We start from the raw sequence: 16,469 nt of genomic DNA, 5'->3' as shown, positions 1-16,469 counted from the left end.
GAGCAGTTAATAAAGAAAAGTGTGATTTGTATACTACTTAAGGAAGGGGATAAAATTTAATGATATTGAATTTGGAACTAGCAGATATTCTAGAGAAATCTGAAATTAATTATATGGTTGATCGAATGACTGCAATCAGAGAACGAGAAGGAAACCCTGAAGGAATTGAGATTAAACGATTCGGGGAGAGCACGGCGTTTTATAGTAAAACCATGCCTTGGGGTCTTTTTAATAATGTAAAGGGAAGAATCTCTGAAGATGCGATTGAAGATATCTTAGACTTTTATAATGAGCGGGAAAGGAATTTTGAGATTCAAGTCATCCCCGGTAAGATAAATCAAGAAGTAATGAAAAAACTCCATAATAAAGGATTTTATCAATCAGGATTTCATACAACGCTTTTTTGTGAACCTAGAAATCAGGATTCGTTCGATAATGACAACCTGGAAATTCGTGAACTGCACGAAGATGAGTTCGAAACATATGCAGAAATTCATTGTTTAGGTACAGGATTATCTCTTGATGGGAAAGATCACGTAGCTGCAAATAACCGAGTGCTGTTCTCCCGTCCGGGATGGCACTATTATTTGGGGTTGGCTCAGGGGCGTCCAGCTGCAGTAGCTGTAATGTATATCGAGGATAATGCTGCTTCATTAACATTTGCGACAACACTACCGGAGTATCGAAATAAAGGATTTCAAACCAGTTTATTACTTAGACGAATTCAGGATGCCTACAAAAATTGTAATCTCGTTGTTAGTCAGTGCTCATATGGCTCGCAAAGCCATCGGAATATGGAAAGAGTAGGTATGAGAATTGGATATACCCGAGCAGCATGGACAAGAATTTAATTGTGAAGGGGGCGGGGGCTCTCTAAGATAGTATTCATACTCTGGCTCCTTTCGGTCTCTTGCTGGCTGGATGGATTTCGGAGAGGTCTTTCTTTCGGCACACAGCCTTTTTTGGGTTCAGGAACGTGAGAACGTAAGATTAAATAATATGCAGATAAGGATGATAGAATGAATTCGAAGACGCTTGATGAATTTGCACGAGCGATAAAAAAGACAAAGATCAAAAGCTGTCTAATCATGAGGGAAGACAGTTTAGTGTTTGAATACTATAAAAATCGTAAAATAGAAAACAATCCTCAAAAAATTAATTCGTGTACTAAAAGTATTTTATCCATACTTATTGGCATTGCACTTGATAAGGGATACATAAAGAGTATTGCAGAACAAGTGTGTAGTTTTTTCCCGGAATTAACGAATATCCTTGATGATCCTAGAAAACGAGACATCACTATTGAAGATTTACTTACGATGTCGGCGGGGTTTGAATGGCCCGAATTCGGTGAATGGAATTATTCCACTCCAATGCTGTTTAGTTCAGACATGATACAGTATGTTTTTGAACGAAATCTTGAAAATAACAGAGGAGAAAAAATGAATTACAATTCTGGTTGTTCACATGTGTTAACAGCGATCTTGCAGAAGACTACAGGAATGACAGCTGTAGAGTTTGCACACCTCCATCTGTTTAAACCTCTTGGTATCACGAATGTACATTGGTACGAAGATAGTAAAGGGATTAACCGGGGTGGAGACGGCTTGACAATGACCACTGTCGATATGTTAAAGATTGGTACTTTATACTTGCAGCAAGGGAAATGGAAAAACACTCGTATTGTTTCATCAGACTGGTTGAAAAAATCTACACAACCCTATTATTTAACTTATGAATCTATTGGTTATTATGCTTACCATTGGTGGGTAAGACACCTTAATATGAACAATATAGAAGTAAGCGGGACAGAAATGATATTTGCTTTGGGTTTTGGTGGTCAATATATATGTATAGTACCTAGTTTGAGTATGGTTATTGCCATAACTAGTGAAATGTATGAAGACTCGCTGAAACCATTAAGAATACTTGAGCAATGGCTTATTCATTTATAGCGGAGCGAATTCGAAGAGGCATACTACTCAATCTAACAATTCATTTATACATACTGGATCCTTGATCCGCAAGAGACAGCATACGCTGAGGCCTGAATACAGAAACGTTATCCGAAAGAAGCGTAAATCGTAAGAAATGAGGGGGATAAATGAAAATTATAGAAGAAAAGTTCAATAGATACGGTGAACAAGATTACGACAAAGAATATATCAATTGGGGTTTTGATGATCTTGAAATCCAGATCGTCATGGCTGAAAAACTGCAAAGGGTATTTCCCGAGAATTCAACCAAAATTCTGGATATTGCATGTGGAATATCAAGGTATCATCAAGTATGGTTGAAATCAGGTTATGAGGTTACAGGCATAGACATCTCAAATACGTTCATTGAATATTCAAAGGATTACAACAGAGCTTTTGAAAAGGCAAGTTATGTTGTATGTGATTTTAATGAATTAAGTTTTGATAGGGAATTTGATATAGCGATTTGGACTGATCCTGTTGGATTAACAGGAGTATCTACGAATCGAGTGTTCAATGCTTTAAAGCCGACCGGTATCTTTATCTATGAGATGTGGAATGAGAATTATTTTAAATACCATACTGATGAACGACATAATGACTGCCGTACTTGGACATATCGCGATGGAGTTTATCGCTTGGTACGCCACGAGTATAATAGAGCGACATGTGTTTCGGAACACGAAGAGATAATATTTGATATACCCAATGATACGATGATTCATAAGACAGGATTAGGTGCGAAGAATGTAAACAGTTATTGTCATGTCCAAATTATGGAGGCTGCAGGTTTTAAGAATGTGAGGTTCGTAGATTATGAAGGACAACCATTTAATTCGGAAAACCAGCAGATCAAGCAGTATTTTATGATTGGTGAGAAGTAACGAAGAGATTGGATGGAACAATAAGGGCAGTAACTATTAGTATTTCGTAGATGTCGGTTCCTTCACTTACAACATTCCTACAGCTGGCCAGAAAGCTGACCCTTGGTCTGCAGAATGTTTATATGGAAACGGATTCAGCAGATAACCCTTCCAGGTTTATTGGATACAGGAACGTTAGGCGAAACTGCTGCAGACAATTGGAAACCACATAAAAATTAAAGGAGAATGCTTGATGTTTTATGTTAATGCAAGAGCAATTGTCGAACGTAAAGGAAGCGATGATACCGAAATAATCATACAGACCCGAAATAAAAAGAATGAGGAATCATTAGAATTACCAGGTGGAAGATTAGAAGAATTTGAATCCGTATTCGATGGTCTGAGACGAGAAGTATTTGAAGAAACAGGTTTAACTGTTATAGAGGTGGAAGGTAGTCATAAGCGTATAGATACACGTGGGATTAACCCCGAGTTTGAGGTTGAGTGTTTAGAACCTTATTGTGTATACCAAACAATAAAGGGTCCAGTTGATTCTATGGGTATGTATTTTATATGTAAGGCTGATGGCAATCTGTTAGAAGCGGGAGATGAAACTACAAATATCAGATGGGAAGCTGTTGAAGAAGTCTATAGATTGATGATAGAAGATCAAAAACAGTTTTCAGATGTGGATCGCGCGGGGATAAAGTACTATTTAAAACACAGATTTGGAAAGCAAATCTAAGCAGGCAGCACTACATAACAAAGTATTCACTTGGTGGCTGCGCCTTGGTCAGCAGAGGAAAGTCAGGATGTTATTACTGTCTGATCAACTTCTCTGCACAAGTTCATGAATCCAGAAACATTAGATGAAATATCACAACAGAGGTGAAAACCATAATCCAGTTCGATCTCATATCTGATATACATTTAGATTTTTGGGTGGAGTACTCAAGTAATCTTAGGAAGCACAATCAAAAAGTAGATAAGTTCATAGATTTAATTCTTCCTAATGAGCCTTCAGAAGTATTAGTGATAGCTGGGGATCTAGGTCATTACAACAAACAAAATTTGATTTTTCTTGAAAAACTTAAATGGTACGACTTTCAATATGGAATAAATCAGTTGGATCTAGACATGGACAAAATCTATGATCATTGGAAATCAATATCTAACGATTCTGTCTTAATAGAAGGGTTACCACGATTGGTTGAAACCATGTATGCGGAAGAATTAACAAAACTTAAGAATGTGCTTCATCGTTCAGATGTAATCGTTACTCATATTTCGCCCGATTGGTCTAAAGTTCCGCTTAGCGATATCAATGATATTAGCAATAGCTTTTATTATTTTAACGGGAGAGAGCTGTTGTCCAAACTAAATAAAAAAGTCTGGTGTTCTGGGCATGTTCATCGAAGAGAAGATTACATCATTGAAGGATGTAGACTTGTAAATGCCTCTTTGGGATACCCCGATGAGAATGGTAATATCCCTAAGAAAATTATGAAGGTCATTCATGAAGAGTCATACATCTGACATCATCAACATCATATTCAAGCTGCGGCTCCCTTGGAGCCTAGGTTCCTCGCAATGACTATTTCAAAAATAAAACCTTTTAGCAGGAGGACGATGGTATACCTGGAGAAAGAAGATGTATTACGACTCAAAGAATTAGGTTTTAGACCTCCCTATGAAACAGGAGAGGTTTATGCTTACCAATTCTACAGTCACAAGGATGAAGAATGGTCTCATGGGGGGCAGATTACAGGCAGTGAATTACTGCTGGCACCACAGGAAGTCTATAACCAAGGAGTTAAATTATTTACGATTGACGAGATATTTGACTGGATCCATGTGAATGGTTATGGGATGAGGCTTGTAAAAAACATTGGTTCAGGATTTAAATTTATAGTTTTTGATGAGGATGGTATTGAGTATAAGGGAACCGGCGGTACTTTAACCAAGGCAATTTTTAATACAATGGAAAAGCTATTAATAAAGCGGAATGAGAAGCGTTAATACAACTTTAAAAAGTTTGTAAAGAAATTTCGGAAGTGAGCGAGGGAATCTTATCACAAAGTATTATGGTGAATTGGTAATAGCTGCAGGGATTTTAGCTGATTTAACGGAGGTTATGCATTTGAAATGATAAAATTAAATATGAAAATCATAACCTTGATCATACTTTTAATTTTGTCTGCCTGTTCGCCCAATAATGAAAAAGATCCTTCTGACTCCATCTTTCAGGTTGACGTAGATGAGATTGAAGATGTTAAGGTCAACGAAAAATTTCAAATCGTAGGGTATTTGAAAAATTCATCAATGCGTACAGTGGAGATATCTCATGGTTCAGGCATGTTCAGTTATGAGATTTATAATGAAGCTGGCGAGAAAATCCTTCCAAACGCAACCGTGCTGTTAGAACACGCTATTGGCTATCAGGTTGAGATTGGGCCAGGTGAAGAATATAGAAACAATGGACAAGATCAACGAAGTAAGGGATATTATGAATTCGTTATCCACCAGCCAGGCAATTACAAAGTTAAAACGCATGTCGAATTTATGATGAATAATGATGGCAAACAAAAGAAATTAAGCTTATCGAGTGAATCCAAAGAATTTAAAGTGCAGTAAAGGATTGTAGAGAATCTAACCATAAATTTAACGTAGGTGATTTCAGTGGAAGTAAAAATAGTCAACAAACAAATTAGTGTAGAAGATTATATGAACCTAAGGGAAATCGTGGGTTGGGGCAGCCCTGAAAATATAGAGGCCGTTGAACTGGGATTAAAGAACACGTTATACTCCATCTGTGTAGAGGTTGAGGAGAAGACCATAGGATATGGAAGAGTCGTAGGCGACGGTGGTTTTACTTTTTACATACAAGACATTATCGTGCTGCCTTCCTATCAGAGGATGGGGTTAGGCCATAAAATAATGACGGAACTAATGGAGTATATTACAAGTACTTATCCGCCAGGAAGTTCAGTGGGACTCATGTCAGCAAAAGGCAAAGAGGATTTTTATAAGAGGTTTGGATTCATGGAGAGACCCAATGAAAGTTATGGTGCAGGAATGATCCAATTCATAACGAAACAACCGTGACCTAAGCTGCTTGAACGTCGCGAATACAGGAACGTTAGCCGAAAGAGTTCTTAAGTTTAGGAGGAATTTATATGATATTAGAAAAAGTTATAAAGAAAATTACCATACAAAGTGAATATAAGGATTTGGTTGATACGTACGTGGAGCATATCCTGAACGAATTCAAAGATAAGATTCATAGCATTTATATGTGTGGCTCAATTCCCAAAGGAACGGCTCAACCTTATAAGTCAGATGCAGACTTTACGATTGTATGTACGAATCCCGAAGATATTGATTACGAAAAATTGTCGAATATCAAAGATAAGCTTTTGGAAGAATACCCATTTGTCACGAAGATGGATACGATCATTTGCTCGATGGATGATGTATTAAGTAGACCGAATGATTGGGGTTTTTGGGTTAAGATCATTTGTGTTTGCATACATGGGGAGGACATTGGTGAAAAAGTACCCCCGATCATCATCTCTCCAGAATTCATCTTAGACTTAAATACAGACACCAAGGAGGAAGTGGATCGTGTACATCAATCACTTTCTAATGCTAGTGATGACGCGCTGAAAACTAGATATACTAAAGGTTACTCGAAGAGATTACTTCGTGCATTATACTCATTGATTATAGAAAATACAGGGGTATGGGAAGACGACATAACTAAGATGAAAAATGCGATATTAAACTTTTGCGAGATTGACCCCGCTTTAGTTGAATATCTGTATGCTTGTTACTTGGATAGTCGTCATGTACCTGTTGAAGAGTTTTTGAGAAATGCAGATGAAGTATACAGCTATTTTGAGAACGCCTTAAATGAAATGCAAAAGAAACGTGTTCTATAAAAAGTCAGCAGCATCGGTGAAATAAATAAAATGAGGTACAAAATATGAGTGAATCAATACATTTTTTACATGCTAATGATCTTGTTGGATCATGGTCATCTGAGATATTTTTCTATGATTCTTTTGAGGATACACAATTAGAATTTCATGCGGACGGCACAGGGTGTTATGCCTATTTGACACCTTATAGTCAGGATATCACCCTTTTCGAGTGGACTTTAATTAAGGATCGAATTGAATTTGTAGAACATTTCCGAGTAACTATTGAAGAGAGCGAGCAAACGAATGGAGAAAAATACTCCACTTATAGATTGGATAAGAGGTATTCAGAAAAGTTTTTTAAAGCGAAGGGCTTAAATATTGAGAACAAAGAAATGAATGTGATTGCTTTCTATTCTCCTATAATTGAGGGGATCAATTCGCAATTCTTTGGATTGAATTCTAAAACACTAGATAGATCACTTAAGGATTCAGCAATGAGATATGAACAAGATAATTGATAGCTGCTCAATATCTGGTGAAGAAAGGGATCTGAAGAGCAATCGGAAAAAAATAAAAAGAGAAGTTATATTAAAAACGGGTTGGATGAAATTGCTGTAATTAACATATAGTTGTGAGGTGTGGACAGATGAAGGAAAGTGCTCCTAAGTATGCTGACAAAGAATCCATTGAAAGTCTCATAAAGAAGTTAAACTTACCGCCCCTGACTCCATATTCGCAGGATTGGGAATATACGTCAGCTGATTCATCGAGAGTAGATGAATTCATTACATATTATGAGAATAACCAATTAAACAAAAATGAGAAATTCACACTGATGATCGTTATTATTTCTTCTTTTGATGATTACCTTTCCGAAGGAATTGAAACAGAGAATAACAAACTATGGAATAGAATAAAACAAAATCTACTTCAAGACTATGAATTACATATCAATACTATTCATTATTGGGCACTAGATAAGAGCGATCTGGAAGATTGTTTTTCAATTACACCATATATAAGAGAGATGAGAACCTAAATAATTCGGGCAATTATGCCCGAGGCTGACGAAATAGGCTGTAAAAGATGCACTTTAGTAGGTTCAAGACACGCCCTAGTATATTCAATGATGCTTGAACAAGGATATTGAATCGGAAGGTGAATACTATAATGATTGAAAAAGAACAAATCCTAGAAAAATTATTAACAGCGGTCCCTTCCTATAAGAGTAGATATGAGCAGTATATCAATGAGAATTATGAACTTGGAGAAGAGAGATTGATCTATGTAGATATAGGTGACTTCGTTAAACATGTCATTGAATGTTATCAAAGTAAACAGACGGATGAATTTGATGATTTATTTGAAGTGATCGAACAGTTCCATACGAATGGGGATGCATATGTTAGAGAATTTGCTGCAGTCGGCATTCTAGAAACATTTCAGAACCAGTTACCGGACAAAAATATAAAATACAGTGAATTCGAAAGATTATTAAAACCAGAATCAAAACGATGGTGGAACCATTTAATGGATTATTGGAATGGAAAGACAGTATACATTGGAGGACCGATAAAAGAACAACCATAATCTTCTAGGTTACTCAGGAACCGCATTGTATCATCTGAGATAATATTCACATTGCGATTATTAAGCATGCACTGAGTCATGAATACAAAAACGCAAAGAAATATGATTTCAATACTGCAGGATGTGAAAATTTATAGGATCGGAGAGGAGTTTCGTGAATAGAAGCCCATATGAAGAATTTCCTCATATTAAAACATCAGAAGTAACATTGAGAAAAATTGTCGAAACAGATTTAGACCGTCTGTTTGAAATATACAGCAATGAAAATCTTTTTCAACATTCTCCTGTCATGTTGAAAAAAAATAAGGAAACGGTAAAAAACATGATTGGGCACTTTGAGAGGGATTTCAATAAACGCAAAGGGGTTTTTCTTGGAATTTCCCAGAGTGATTCGCCTGAAAGTATCGTTGGAGTAGCCGAAATGTTTGATTATCATAGTGATGTCAACATGATAACTATAGGTTACAGACTTCACGAACAGTTTTGGGGTCAAGGTATAGCCACAATAACCGTTAACGCTATGACAGATTATCTGTTCAACCGTGTGGGTGTTAATCGTATACAGGCATTCGTATTACCAGAAAACATAAAATCCCAAAATGTGTTACAGCGCAATAAATTTACTCAAGAAGGAATAGTCCGTGAAGGGCATATCTGGAAGGGCAAAGGTGTTGTTGATTTAGTTATGTACTCACTATTGAAGTCAGACACTACAAAGTAAGCCATTCTCGAGTCATTTCATATCCTTATCTGTGTTGTGTTTAGATTCAATAACTAATTTCTACGTTCCTTTAAGCATCTCAATTCGCGAATATATCAGCATTATCGGCTAAGTTCCTAATATGAATCTAAGCCAGAAGGAGTGATCACTTGATTATTATGATTAATGGGTCATTTGGATCCGGCAAGACCTCGACTTCTCAGCACCTGCAGCCTCTAATACCTAATAGTATGATTTATGATCCTGAAGAAATTGGGTATATGTTGAGAAAAATGATAACAGAAGACATCTACTTTGAAGAAGAACGAACGGATGATTTTCAGGATATAGAACTATGGAGAATACTTGTTGTGCAGACAGCTCAAGAATTAATGAATAGGTATAAGAAACATCTCATTGTTCCAATGACGATATATAAGTCTGAAAATTTTGATTACATAGTCAATGGATTTAGAAGTATTGATCAAGATACTTTTCATTTTTGCTTATTAGCGACAGAAGAAACAATCAAAAAACGAATTGAGAAACGTGGGGACAAATTTGATAATTGTATCGGAAGCACACAAACGCAGGTGTAATCACATTTAAAGATATAAAATTTCAAGAACATATTGACACAGATAATAAAGAAATAGAAGAAATTGCGAGAATTATTTTAAAGAAGATTTCTAAAATCAACGTTTAAACTTAAGAACGCTTGTACGTAGATGTAAATAAAGGTAAAATATTGACACAATTCAATATTAAGTAGGCGTGGTTTTCCTTCGAAAGGAGGTGAGGCCATAGTAAAAGATGCGATACTTTGATGTCAAGAGAAAGTAACAACCTACCCAATGGTTGACCGCCAAAGGTGGTTTTGATTCCGATGACTTAAGAAGGGATAGGCCATCCAAGCCTATTGTATTGACCAAGATTCCATAGAGACAGCTTGACTGACAACCTCTTCCGGGTACATGACTATAGTGGCGTTATCTGAAACTGGCAAAAGTGAAAGGAGAAAAAAATGATACGAGGATTATATGAAGCACATTTACCCGTGAGTAATTTACATCAATCCATTGAATTTTACTCTAAGTTAGGACTAGAACTGGCTTGGAGAGATGAAGATACAGCTTTCTTCTGGATTGAAAAAGAAAAAAGTTGGCTGGGACTATGGCAGGGTGAAGAGCATAAAACTTCTTATCATCCATCATTAAGGCATATCGCATTTCGAGTGAGTTATGAAAATCTTCGAGAGAGTGTGAAATGGCTTCGAACAAATGAAATAGAGCCTGTTCCATTTGGGAAGAGAGGGTCAATAGATCCATTTGTTAGGCCTAATCAGGGCAATGCCTCGGTCTACTTCAATGATCCAGATGGAAATAGTTTAGAATTAATGTGTTTTGTATATGTCCCTGAAAATTTGAAGCATATATCCAATAAATTGTCAATAGAAGAATGGGAAGCCCTTTTGAAAGAGAAGAATTAAAGAATGTATTGGGATATTTTAAAGAAGTGCGCATAAGAAAACATAATATTCACGCATCGGACATTCATCCTCGGTCCGTACCACATAAAATAGTGCATGGTGCCATTCCGTAAGTAAGGAGGACATTATTAATGATTAGAACCGTTTCACTTTGTGTTATCCGAAGAGGAGAGGAGATACTGTTAGAAGAGTTTTTTGATAAGACTGGCAACCTAACGTATTATCGACCTATTGGGGGAACAGTTGAATATGGAGAACCCAGCAAAACTACCGTCATTCGTGAAGTAAAAGAAGAAATTGATGCAGATATTTCAGAACCTAAGTTGATTGGTATCATTGAAAATATATTTAACTACCAGAATCAAATCGGACACGAAAATGATTTTATTTATGAGGCTGAACTTATGAATAAGTCCCTTTACGATATGAAAGAGATCGATGGAATAGAGGGAATCAAACCCTTTAAAGCAGTATGGAAACCGCTAAATTACTTTAAAGGGAATTCGAAAGTAAAGTTGGTACCAGATGGGTTGCTAGAGCTGCTTCAAGACAGAGCAGACGAAAGACATATTAAACATTTCAGCACACAATAGACGGAGTGACATGCAATAGAAACAATGGCATCAGTTGATAACGCTCTCATGCTGCGGGAACGCTGAACGAAACCGCCTGGAGCATAATAAAAATACATACAATATATGAAAGTGGTGATCTATTGGATCGTCTATCAACTACATTACAAGACTACTTGGAGAATAAGTTCCAGAAGGAAGAGTTCAGTGGTTCTGTCTTGGTAACAAAGAACAACGAAATCATATTCAGCGCAGGAGTCGGATTAGCGAACAGAGAGCATTCCATTCAATGCACCCCCGAGACTAAATTCCGAATTGGTTCAATAACAAAGCAGTTCACCTCAATGGCTGTAATGATGCTGATCGAGCAAAAGATTCTGAATGAGCGGGATACATTAACAAAATTTTTCCCGAACTATATCTATGGTGAGCATATAACCATCCATCATCTGTTAACTCACACGTCAGGAATACCTAATATTACTCAACTTCAAGACTTCAATACATTAATGAAGGAATTTAATCCACTAAATTTGACCACAGCATTAATCATGAAACTTCCATTAGATTTTCAGCCAGGAACTCAATTTAAATATTCCAATTCGGGTTATTTGCTATTAGCTCAACTGATTCAGGTTGTAACAGGACAGACTTATGAAGAATTCCTAACGAAGAATATATTTTCGCCATTATTAATGAATAGTACAAGGCCGGATAATTATAGGGAGATTATCTCACAAAGAGCATCCGGTTATGAGATGGACAATACAAAAAGGTTTGTAAATTCCGCCTTTATTGATATGTCTATTGCAGCTGGTGGGGGGGATCTGCTGTCTACCACAGAAGATTTATATAAATGGGATCGTGCGTTGTCGTTTAACAAGTTAGTTACAAGTGACGGAATGCAGCGGCTGTTCACGGATTATGGATTTGGTTACGGTTATGGTTGGTTTGTAAAAGAGGAGTTGATTCATAACAGACCCAGTAAAACTGTCTTCCATGGAGGTGGAATTGTTGGCTTTAAAAACAAAATAACAAGATACCTTGATGATCAGGTTTCTATTATCGTTTTAAATAATCTTTCGACCACGGACGTAGACGACATTTCGAATAATGTGACTAACCTTATTTACCAACATCTTAAATTCGCGTGATAGTACGTAATCATGAGATGCACAGCAGATCCGACACAAGAATAAAACTTGTTCCAATATCGATGCGGATATGAAGCACATTATAATTTGAACACGCCGTCATGAAAGGAGGAAATCTGATTATGAAAAAAGTAAAACTATTCATTTGTATTACAGTCATTTTTCTCCTGGCAGCTTGTCAATCCTCACAACAATCCAAATTGATAACGGAAGAAACGATTGATTTTGACATAAACACTGCAGTGGAAATGGTAAAAGCAAAAGAAAAAATGATTGTCGACGCAGCATTGAGAGAAAAGCTAACCAAACCGGAGTATAAAGAAATGGAACAGTCTTTTACGAAAGAATTTGGAAACCGCGCACAGGATATTTTAGGGATATTATGTATCAATAATATGGATGCTGAGCCTAATGCAGATATATACATCAATAAAAACATTCTATACCCAACCATCTTCCATGAAGGAATCAAGATAACAAAAGCGGTGGTTCACAAGACCGAATATGAGAACGAGTTTTTCAATGAAACTACACTAACCATCAAAGAAGAGTATGTCGGTGATGACGAAAAGTTAAAGTCATGGAACAGAGAGTATATTTTCATACCTGACGAAAACGGCGAATGGAAATTCAGTGGATTTTCAGGAGTATTAAATTTCTCGGGAGAAGACTACAATATGAACAATCTAGAGTTAAAAAGATGAACAATAAAGACAGCTTCGGATAATGATGAAATCATCAGATAAAATCAAAATCGATATGAGGTGCGTTATGGATCGTGAAATTATTCAAGCTGCAAAAGAGATTGCGATAAATGTTATTCAAGAAGCAGGTCTCATCTGTAAAGAGAAGTTTGATAACGTTCTCGAACTGAGATCTAAAGATGAATTTGGGGATGTGGTTACTGAAGTAGATCATATGTGTGAAGAAATCATTATTAAACAAATACAAAAAACATTTCCAAATCATCAGATACACAGCGAAGAGGCAGGGCTAATTGGAATGAAGGACGATTGGTTATGGTTGATTGATCCTTTAGATGGAACAAATAATTTTGCAATTGGATTACCTGTTTTTTCGATATCCATTACCTTGATGTACAGAAGAGAGCCTGTTCTTGGAGTGGTCTACGAACCGCTAACAGAACGTTTATTTGTATCGGTTATCGGTGAAGGGACAAGCTGTAATCATCAACGAATACAAATGAAGAGCAGTCCGAATATTTTCAAAGGAAATATCGGCTGGATTCAAGGTCACGCCGTACAAAACGACCCCAAAGCCGTAAAACTAAGACAACACATTGATATTAGATTCAAGCGCATGTTAAGATTATGGGCTCCGACGGTTCAATGGTGCATGTTGGCCAAAGGAGATATCGATGGGATTATTTTATACAATTCTGAAGGTGATGACTTGTATTCAGGAATCTTAATGGTTAAGGAAGCGGGGGGACTGGTTATTGATTTTGAAGGAAATCCCTTTAACGGCATGAAGGAAGAACCTTATCTCATTGCATGTCACGCAGACCACATGGAAGAATTATTAAGAACGGTAAGAGAAGGATTGAGTTAACGCTGGAAGCAGAAAAGATCCTTCTAAGGGGGCTAATTAATGCTTAATAAGAGTGAAATGAAAAGAAATTGGGATAGATTAATACTTAACTATGAGAAAAAATACAAAGGATTCTCTAAAAATTTTAATAAAGGAGTTTCGGAGAACGAGCTGCAGCAATACGAAGCACAATTTGGGTTCAAGCTGCCCGAGGATCTGAGAGAACTCTATTCTATATGTAACGGAGATAACGATAAGTTTATAGCAGGATCTATATTAGGAATGAAATTTCTTACTATTGGAAAAGTTTATGAACAGTGGAAGCTGCAAAACGATTTACTTTCTTCTCTTTCAAAATCAGATGTTCTGAACTTGAATGCACAATGCACGTCCATTGATCCGAAGAAAATTAAATGTCAGTGTTACAATCCGTTATGGATACCTATTGCAGAGGATCATGGCGGGAATTACATTGGAATTGATCTGGACCCGGATGAACAGGGTGAGGTTGGTCAAATTATTAATTTCGGAAGAGATGAAAACGAAAAGTTAGTAATAGCAAATAATATGAACGAGTTCGTCATTCAGATCGCAGATGTTATTGAGAGCGATGAATGTAAAATGGAAAAATTCGAAGGTCAAAAAGTATTTGTTTTTAATGATCATTGGCACGCTATTGATTATCTTAAGTCTAAAAGAAGTTAAATAACAAAGGAGATTAATCTTATGGAGGTTATGCTTCGATTTGTATTACCTAGCGATGCTGCATTTGTACAGGAGTATGCAGGTAACCCTCTAATTTCAGAGACAAGTAACGTTCCGTATCCTTATCCAGATGGGGCAGGAGAATCATGGGCAAAAATGGTCATTGGCAGGCGTGAACAGGGAATATCTTATGTATTTAGTATTTTAGTTGATGACCGATTCGCGGGTGTTATGTCTTTAAACGCTGTGGACCTAGAAGAGAGAACAGCAGAATTGGATTACTGGATTGCCGTTCCTTTTTGGAACCGGGGCATAGGTACAGCCGCAGCCCAAAAGGCAGCGGCATTTGCATTTAGTGAATTAGATCTCCATGTTCTCAGAAGTGCCTGCTTGGTGAGCAATACAGGCTCGTTAAAGGTTCTGGAGAAGAACGGATTTAAAAAAGTAAAAGACTTTGTTTTTGAAGAGGGAAAGTTCAAAGGTGAAAAGGGATGTAGACTTGAATTACACAGGTACTAAGAAATTGGTGTCGTATAAAATAATATAATTCATAAAAGTTACTTTAACGAAGAATGGTTTCCGGCAGCAGTTGATGAAGGGGAGCTGCTGCTGGCAGACCGTATGCTGTCCACTTATGTGAATGCGCTTGCAAAAGCGGGTTTTGTAATTGAGTTTATGATTGAGGAACCTGATCAAGAACTTATACAATCGAAGAATGACAACAGCGATATGGCAAACAGAGCAAAAGTGCTTCCTCTAACTTTTGTAATAAAGGCAAGAAAACGATAAGGTATAAAAATAAAAGTGAAACTGGCTCCAAAATTTTTAGGGGCTGAGGGAAGTGTCCTCCATGGATCAAGGAACGTTATAAGGAATCTTCGTAAATACTTTAATGGATGGGGGATCTCAAAGATGGGTGATAAAACAATAATTATTGAAGATTACAACAATAAATGGCCTGAAATGTTTTTTGGCCTGAAATCCATCATAGAACGTAGACTCGGGGATCTAGTACTTAGAATTGAACACGTTGGGAGTACTGCTGTACCTGGACTCGCGGCAAAACCTATTTTAGATATAGATGTAGTCATTGATTCTATGGACTTGCTTCCAGATGTAATTCAGGGGTTAGAAAGTTTAGGATACGTTCATGAAGGGAATTTAGGTGTTGAAGATAGAGAAGCTTTTGCCAGAAAAGATGCAAATGTACCCTATAGTATATTGGAAATACCAAAAACCGAACATCATTTATATGTTTGTAATAAAGAGAGTAAGGAACTAGTAAGACATATATCCTTCAGAGATGCATTGATCAGGAATCCCGGATATGCAGTCGAGTATGGCAATCTCAAGAAAGAGCTGGCTGCTAAATATAGAGGAAACCGTCAGTCTTATACGGATGGGAAGAGCGAATTTGTATACAGAGTGCTTACTGAAAGCGAAAAAAAATTATAGGCAGCGCAAGTAGTTGGAACATCTGATGGCAGCATATCAAGACATTCGTAAATATTACGGCGTTATGCAAAATTGCAAAGAATAAAAGACATAGGTGAATGGATATGGATATTCGAACTTTAATTCCCGAACATAAGAATGATTTTGAAAGAGTCGAAATGCTAAAAAATTATAAAGTCGAAGAGTTGAAGCCGATAATCTATGATTTACTAACATGGCTGCAGGATATGAATTGGCCAATTGCACTGGAAATACAAAATATTTTATTGAACTTTAAAGAAGATCTCATACCGCATATAAGGACTATACTGCTGACCGATGATGATGAATGGAAATACTGGATATTAACTTCATTAATGCGAAAACTACCAAATCATATTATAGTACTACTTAAACCAGAACTAGAAAGAATAAGAGACCACCCAACAAGTGATGAGCTGCAAAGTGATTTAATAGAAGAAGTAGAGGAAATACTAAATAGAATTTTGTAG

The 16,469-nt window shown here is 36.8% G+C and carries 23 protein-coding genes; all 23 read left to right on the top strand.

Annotation, left to right across the window (positions count from 1 at the left end; translation table 11 throughout):
* The first annotated feature begins 59 nt into the window (after positions 1-59).
* Complete coding sequence (locus tag ABXS70_RS18620; RefSeq protein WP_366289906.1) at positions 60-851, top strand: GNAT family N-acetyltransferase; 792 nt, start codon at positions 60-62, stop codon at positions 849-851.
* Positions 852-1,019: 168 nt separating this feature from the next.
* On the top strand, positions 1,020-1,955 hold the full coding sequence (locus tag ABXS70_RS18615) for a serine hydrolase (RefSeq protein WP_366289903.1): 936 nt from the start codon (positions 1,020-1,022) through the stop codon (positions 1,953-1,955).
* Positions 1,956-2,104: 149 nt separating this feature from the next.
* Positions 2,105-2,860 (top strand): class I SAM-dependent methyltransferase, encoded by a 756-nt coding sequence (locus ABXS70_RS18610; protein ID WP_366289900.1) that lies wholly within the window; start codon positions 2,105-2,107, stop codon positions 2,858-2,860.
* Between the two features lie 232 nt (positions 2,861-3,092).
* Entirely contained in the window at positions 3,093-3,584 is a 492-nt protein-coding gene (locus tag ABXS70_RS18605; protein ID WP_366289898.1) for an NUDIX domain-containing protein, read from the top strand.
* A gap of 143 nt (positions 3,585-3,727) precedes the next feature.
* Positions 3,728-4,375, top strand: a complete 648-nt coding sequence (locus tag ABXS70_RS18600; RefSeq protein ID WP_366289896.1) for a hypothetical protein — start codon at positions 3,728-3,730, stop codon at positions 4,373-4,375.
* Between the two features lie 93 nt (positions 4,376-4,468).
* Positions 4,469-4,858, top strand: coding sequence for a hypothetical protein (locus ABXS70_RS18595; protein WP_366289893.1), 390 nt, complete (start codon positions 4,469-4,471; stop codon positions 4,856-4,858).
* 126 nt (positions 4,859-4,984) lie between these two features.
* Positions 4,985-5,473: a hypothetical protein gene (locus ABXS70_RS18590; protein ID WP_366289890.1), complete on the top strand. Its 489-nt coding sequence runs from the start codon at positions 4,985-4,987 to the stop codon at positions 5,471-5,473.
* Between the two features lie 45 nt (positions 5,474-5,518).
* Positions 5,519-5,944: a GNAT family N-acetyltransferase gene (locus tag ABXS70_RS18585; RefSeq protein ID WP_366289887.1), complete on the top strand. Its 426-nt coding sequence runs from the start codon at positions 5,519-5,521 to the stop codon at positions 5,942-5,944.
* A 71-nt stretch (positions 5,945-6,015) separates the two neighbouring features.
* Positions 6,016-6,780, top strand: coding sequence for a nucleotidyltransferase domain-containing protein (locus ABXS70_RS18580; protein ID WP_366289884.1), 765 nt, complete (start codon positions 6,016-6,018; stop codon positions 6,778-6,780).
* A 44-nt stretch (positions 6,781-6,824) separates the two neighbouring features.
* A complete protein-coding gene (locus tag ABXS70_RS18575; protein ID WP_366289881.1) occupies positions 6,825-7,280 on the top strand; it encodes a hypothetical protein in 456 nt (151 codons plus the stop codon).
* A gap of 128 nt (positions 7,281-7,408) precedes the next feature.
* The gene (locus ABXS70_RS18570) at positions 7,409-7,801 is read left to right on the top strand and encodes a hypothetical protein (protein ID WP_366289878.1); all 393 of its coding nucleotides are present in this window, start codon (positions 7,409-7,411) and stop codon (positions 7,799-7,801) included.
* Between the two features lie 131 nt (positions 7,802-7,932).
* Positions 7,933-8,352 carry a hypothetical protein gene (locus ABXS70_RS18565; RefSeq protein ID WP_342554845.1) on the top strand — a complete coding sequence of 140 codons (420 nt, stop codon included), beginning with the start codon at positions 7,933-7,935 and terminating at the stop codon, positions 8,350-8,352.
* 154 nt (positions 8,353-8,506) lie between these two features.
* Positions 8,507-9,073, top strand: coding sequence for a GNAT family protein (locus ABXS70_RS18560; protein ID WP_366289874.1), 567 nt, complete (start codon positions 8,507-8,509; stop codon positions 9,071-9,073).
* 158 nt (positions 9,074-9,231) lie between these two features.
* Positions 9,232-9,651, top strand: coding sequence for an AAA family ATPase (locus tag ABXS70_RS18555; RefSeq protein WP_342556277.1), 420 nt, complete (start codon positions 9,232-9,234; stop codon positions 9,649-9,651).
* 425 nt (positions 9,652-10,076) lie between these two features.
* On the top strand, positions 10,077-10,541 hold the full coding sequence (locus ABXS70_RS18550; RefSeq protein ID WP_342554847.1) for a VOC family protein: 465 nt from the start codon (positions 10,077-10,079) through the stop codon (positions 10,539-10,541).
* Between the two features lie 131 nt (positions 10,542-10,672).
* Positions 10,673-11,134, top strand: coding sequence for an NUDIX domain-containing protein (locus ABXS70_RS18545; protein ID WP_342554848.1), 462 nt, complete (start codon positions 10,673-10,675; stop codon positions 11,132-11,134).
* 122 nt (positions 11,135-11,256) lie between these two features.
* Complete coding sequence (locus ABXS70_RS18540) at positions 11,257-12,267, top strand: serine hydrolase domain-containing protein (RefSeq protein ID WP_342554849.1); 1,011 nt, start codon at positions 11,257-11,259, stop codon at positions 12,265-12,267.
* 122 nt (positions 12,268-12,389) lie between these two features.
* Entirely contained in the window at positions 12,390-12,971 is a 582-nt protein-coding gene (locus ABXS70_RS18535; RefSeq protein ID WP_342554850.1) for a hypothetical protein, read from the top strand.
* A 67-nt stretch (positions 12,972-13,038) separates the two neighbouring features.
* Positions 13,039-13,839: an inositol monophosphatase family protein gene (locus ABXS70_RS18530; RefSeq protein ID WP_366289869.1), complete on the top strand. Its 801-nt coding sequence runs from the start codon at positions 13,039-13,041 to the stop codon at positions 13,837-13,839.
* A gap of 39 nt (positions 13,840-13,878) precedes the next feature.
* Entirely contained in the window at positions 13,879-14,523 is a 645-nt protein-coding gene (locus ABXS70_RS18525) for an SMI1/KNR4 family protein (protein ID WP_366289866.1), read from the top strand.
* A 21-nt stretch (positions 14,524-14,544) separates the two neighbouring features.
* The gene (locus ABXS70_RS18520; RefSeq protein WP_366289863.1) at positions 14,545-15,042 is read left to right on the top strand and encodes a GNAT family N-acetyltransferase; all 498 of its coding nucleotides are present in this window, start codon (positions 14,545-14,547) and stop codon (positions 15,040-15,042) included.
* 285 nt (positions 15,043-15,327) lie between these two features.
* Positions 15,328-15,978, top strand: coding sequence for a GrpB family protein (locus ABXS70_RS18515; protein ID WP_366289860.1), 651 nt, complete (start codon positions 15,328-15,330; stop codon positions 15,976-15,978).
* Positions 15,979-16,082: 104 nt separating this feature from the next.
* Complete coding sequence (locus ABXS70_RS18510; protein ID WP_366289857.1) at positions 16,083-16,469, top strand: DUF5071 domain-containing protein; 387 nt, start codon at positions 16,083-16,085, stop codon at positions 16,467-16,469.

It is taken from the genome of Paenibacillus sp. AN1007, from assembly GCF_040702995.1.
GTDB lineage: Bacteria > Bacillota > Bacilli > Paenibacillales > Paenibacillaceae > Paenibacillus.
The sequence above is the reverse complement of the archived record's forward strand: the minus strand, read 5'-3'. Positions and strand labels throughout refer to the sequence as shown.

Bases quoted from the DNA above. Each gene is read 5' to 3' on its own strand.
- ABXS70_RS18620 (WP_366289906.1), top strand. From the start codon at position 60: ATGATATTGAATTTGGAACTAGCAGATATTCTAGAGAAATCTGAAATT.
- ABXS70_RS18615 (WP_366289903.1), top strand. From the start codon at position 1,020: ATGAATTCGAAGACGCTTGATGAATTTGCACGAGCGATAAAAAAGACA.
- ABXS70_RS18610 (WP_366289900.1), top strand. From the start codon at position 2,105: ATGAAAATTATAGAAGAAAAGTTCAATAGATACGGTGAACAAGATTAC.
- ABXS70_RS18605 (WP_366289898.1), top strand. From the start codon at position 3,093: ATGTTTTATGTTAATGCAAGAGCAATTGTCGAACGTAAAGGAAGCGAT.
- ABXS70_RS18595 (WP_366289893.1), top strand. From the start codon at position 4,469: ATGGTATACCTGGAGAAAGAAGATGTATTACGACTCAAAGAATTAGGT.
- ABXS70_RS18590 (WP_366289890.1), top strand. From the start codon at position 4,985: ATGATAAAATTAAATATGAAAATCATAACCTTGATCATACTTTTAATT.
- ABXS70_RS18580 (WP_366289884.1), top strand. From the start codon at position 6,016: ATGATATTAGAAAAAGTTATAAAGAAAATTACCATACAAAGTGAATAT.
- ABXS70_RS18575 (WP_366289881.1), top strand. From the start codon at position 6,825: ATGAGTGAATCAATACATTTTTTACATGCTAATGATCTTGTTGGATCA.
- ABXS70_RS18570 (WP_366289878.1), top strand. From the start codon at position 7,409: ATGAAGGAAAGTGCTCCTAAGTATGCTGACAAAGAATCCATTGAAAGT.
- ABXS70_RS18565 (WP_342554845.1), top strand. From the start codon at position 7,933: ATGATTGAAAAAGAACAAATCCTAGAAAAATTATTAACAGCGGTCCCT.
- ABXS70_RS18555 (WP_342556277.1), top strand. From the start codon at position 9,232: ATGATTAATGGGTCATTTGGATCCGGCAAGACCTCGACTTCTCAGCAC.
- ABXS70_RS18550 (WP_342554847.1), top strand. From the start codon at position 10,077: ATGATACGAGGATTATATGAAGCACATTTACCCGTGAGTAATTTACAT.
- ABXS70_RS18545 (WP_342554848.1), top strand. From the start codon at position 10,673: ATGATTAGAACCGTTTCACTTTGTGTTATCCGAAGAGGAGAGGAGATA.
- ABXS70_RS18535 (WP_342554850.1), top strand. From the start codon at position 12,390: ATGAAAAAAGTAAAACTATTCATTTGTATTACAGTCATTTTTCTCCTG.
- ABXS70_RS18530 (WP_366289869.1), top strand. From the start codon at position 13,039: ATGGATCGTGAAATTATTCAAGCTGCAAAAGAGATTGCGATAAATGTT.
- ABXS70_RS18525 (WP_366289866.1), top strand. From the start codon at position 13,879: ATGCTTAATAAGAGTGAAATGAAAAGAAATTGGGATAGATTAATACTT.
- ABXS70_RS18520 (WP_366289863.1), top strand. From the start codon at position 14,545: ATGGAGGTTATGCTTCGATTTGTATTACCTAGCGATGCTGCATTTGTA.
- ABXS70_RS18510 (WP_366289857.1), top strand. From the start codon at position 16,083: ATGGATATTCGAACTTTAATTCCCGAACATAAGAATGATTTTGAAAGA.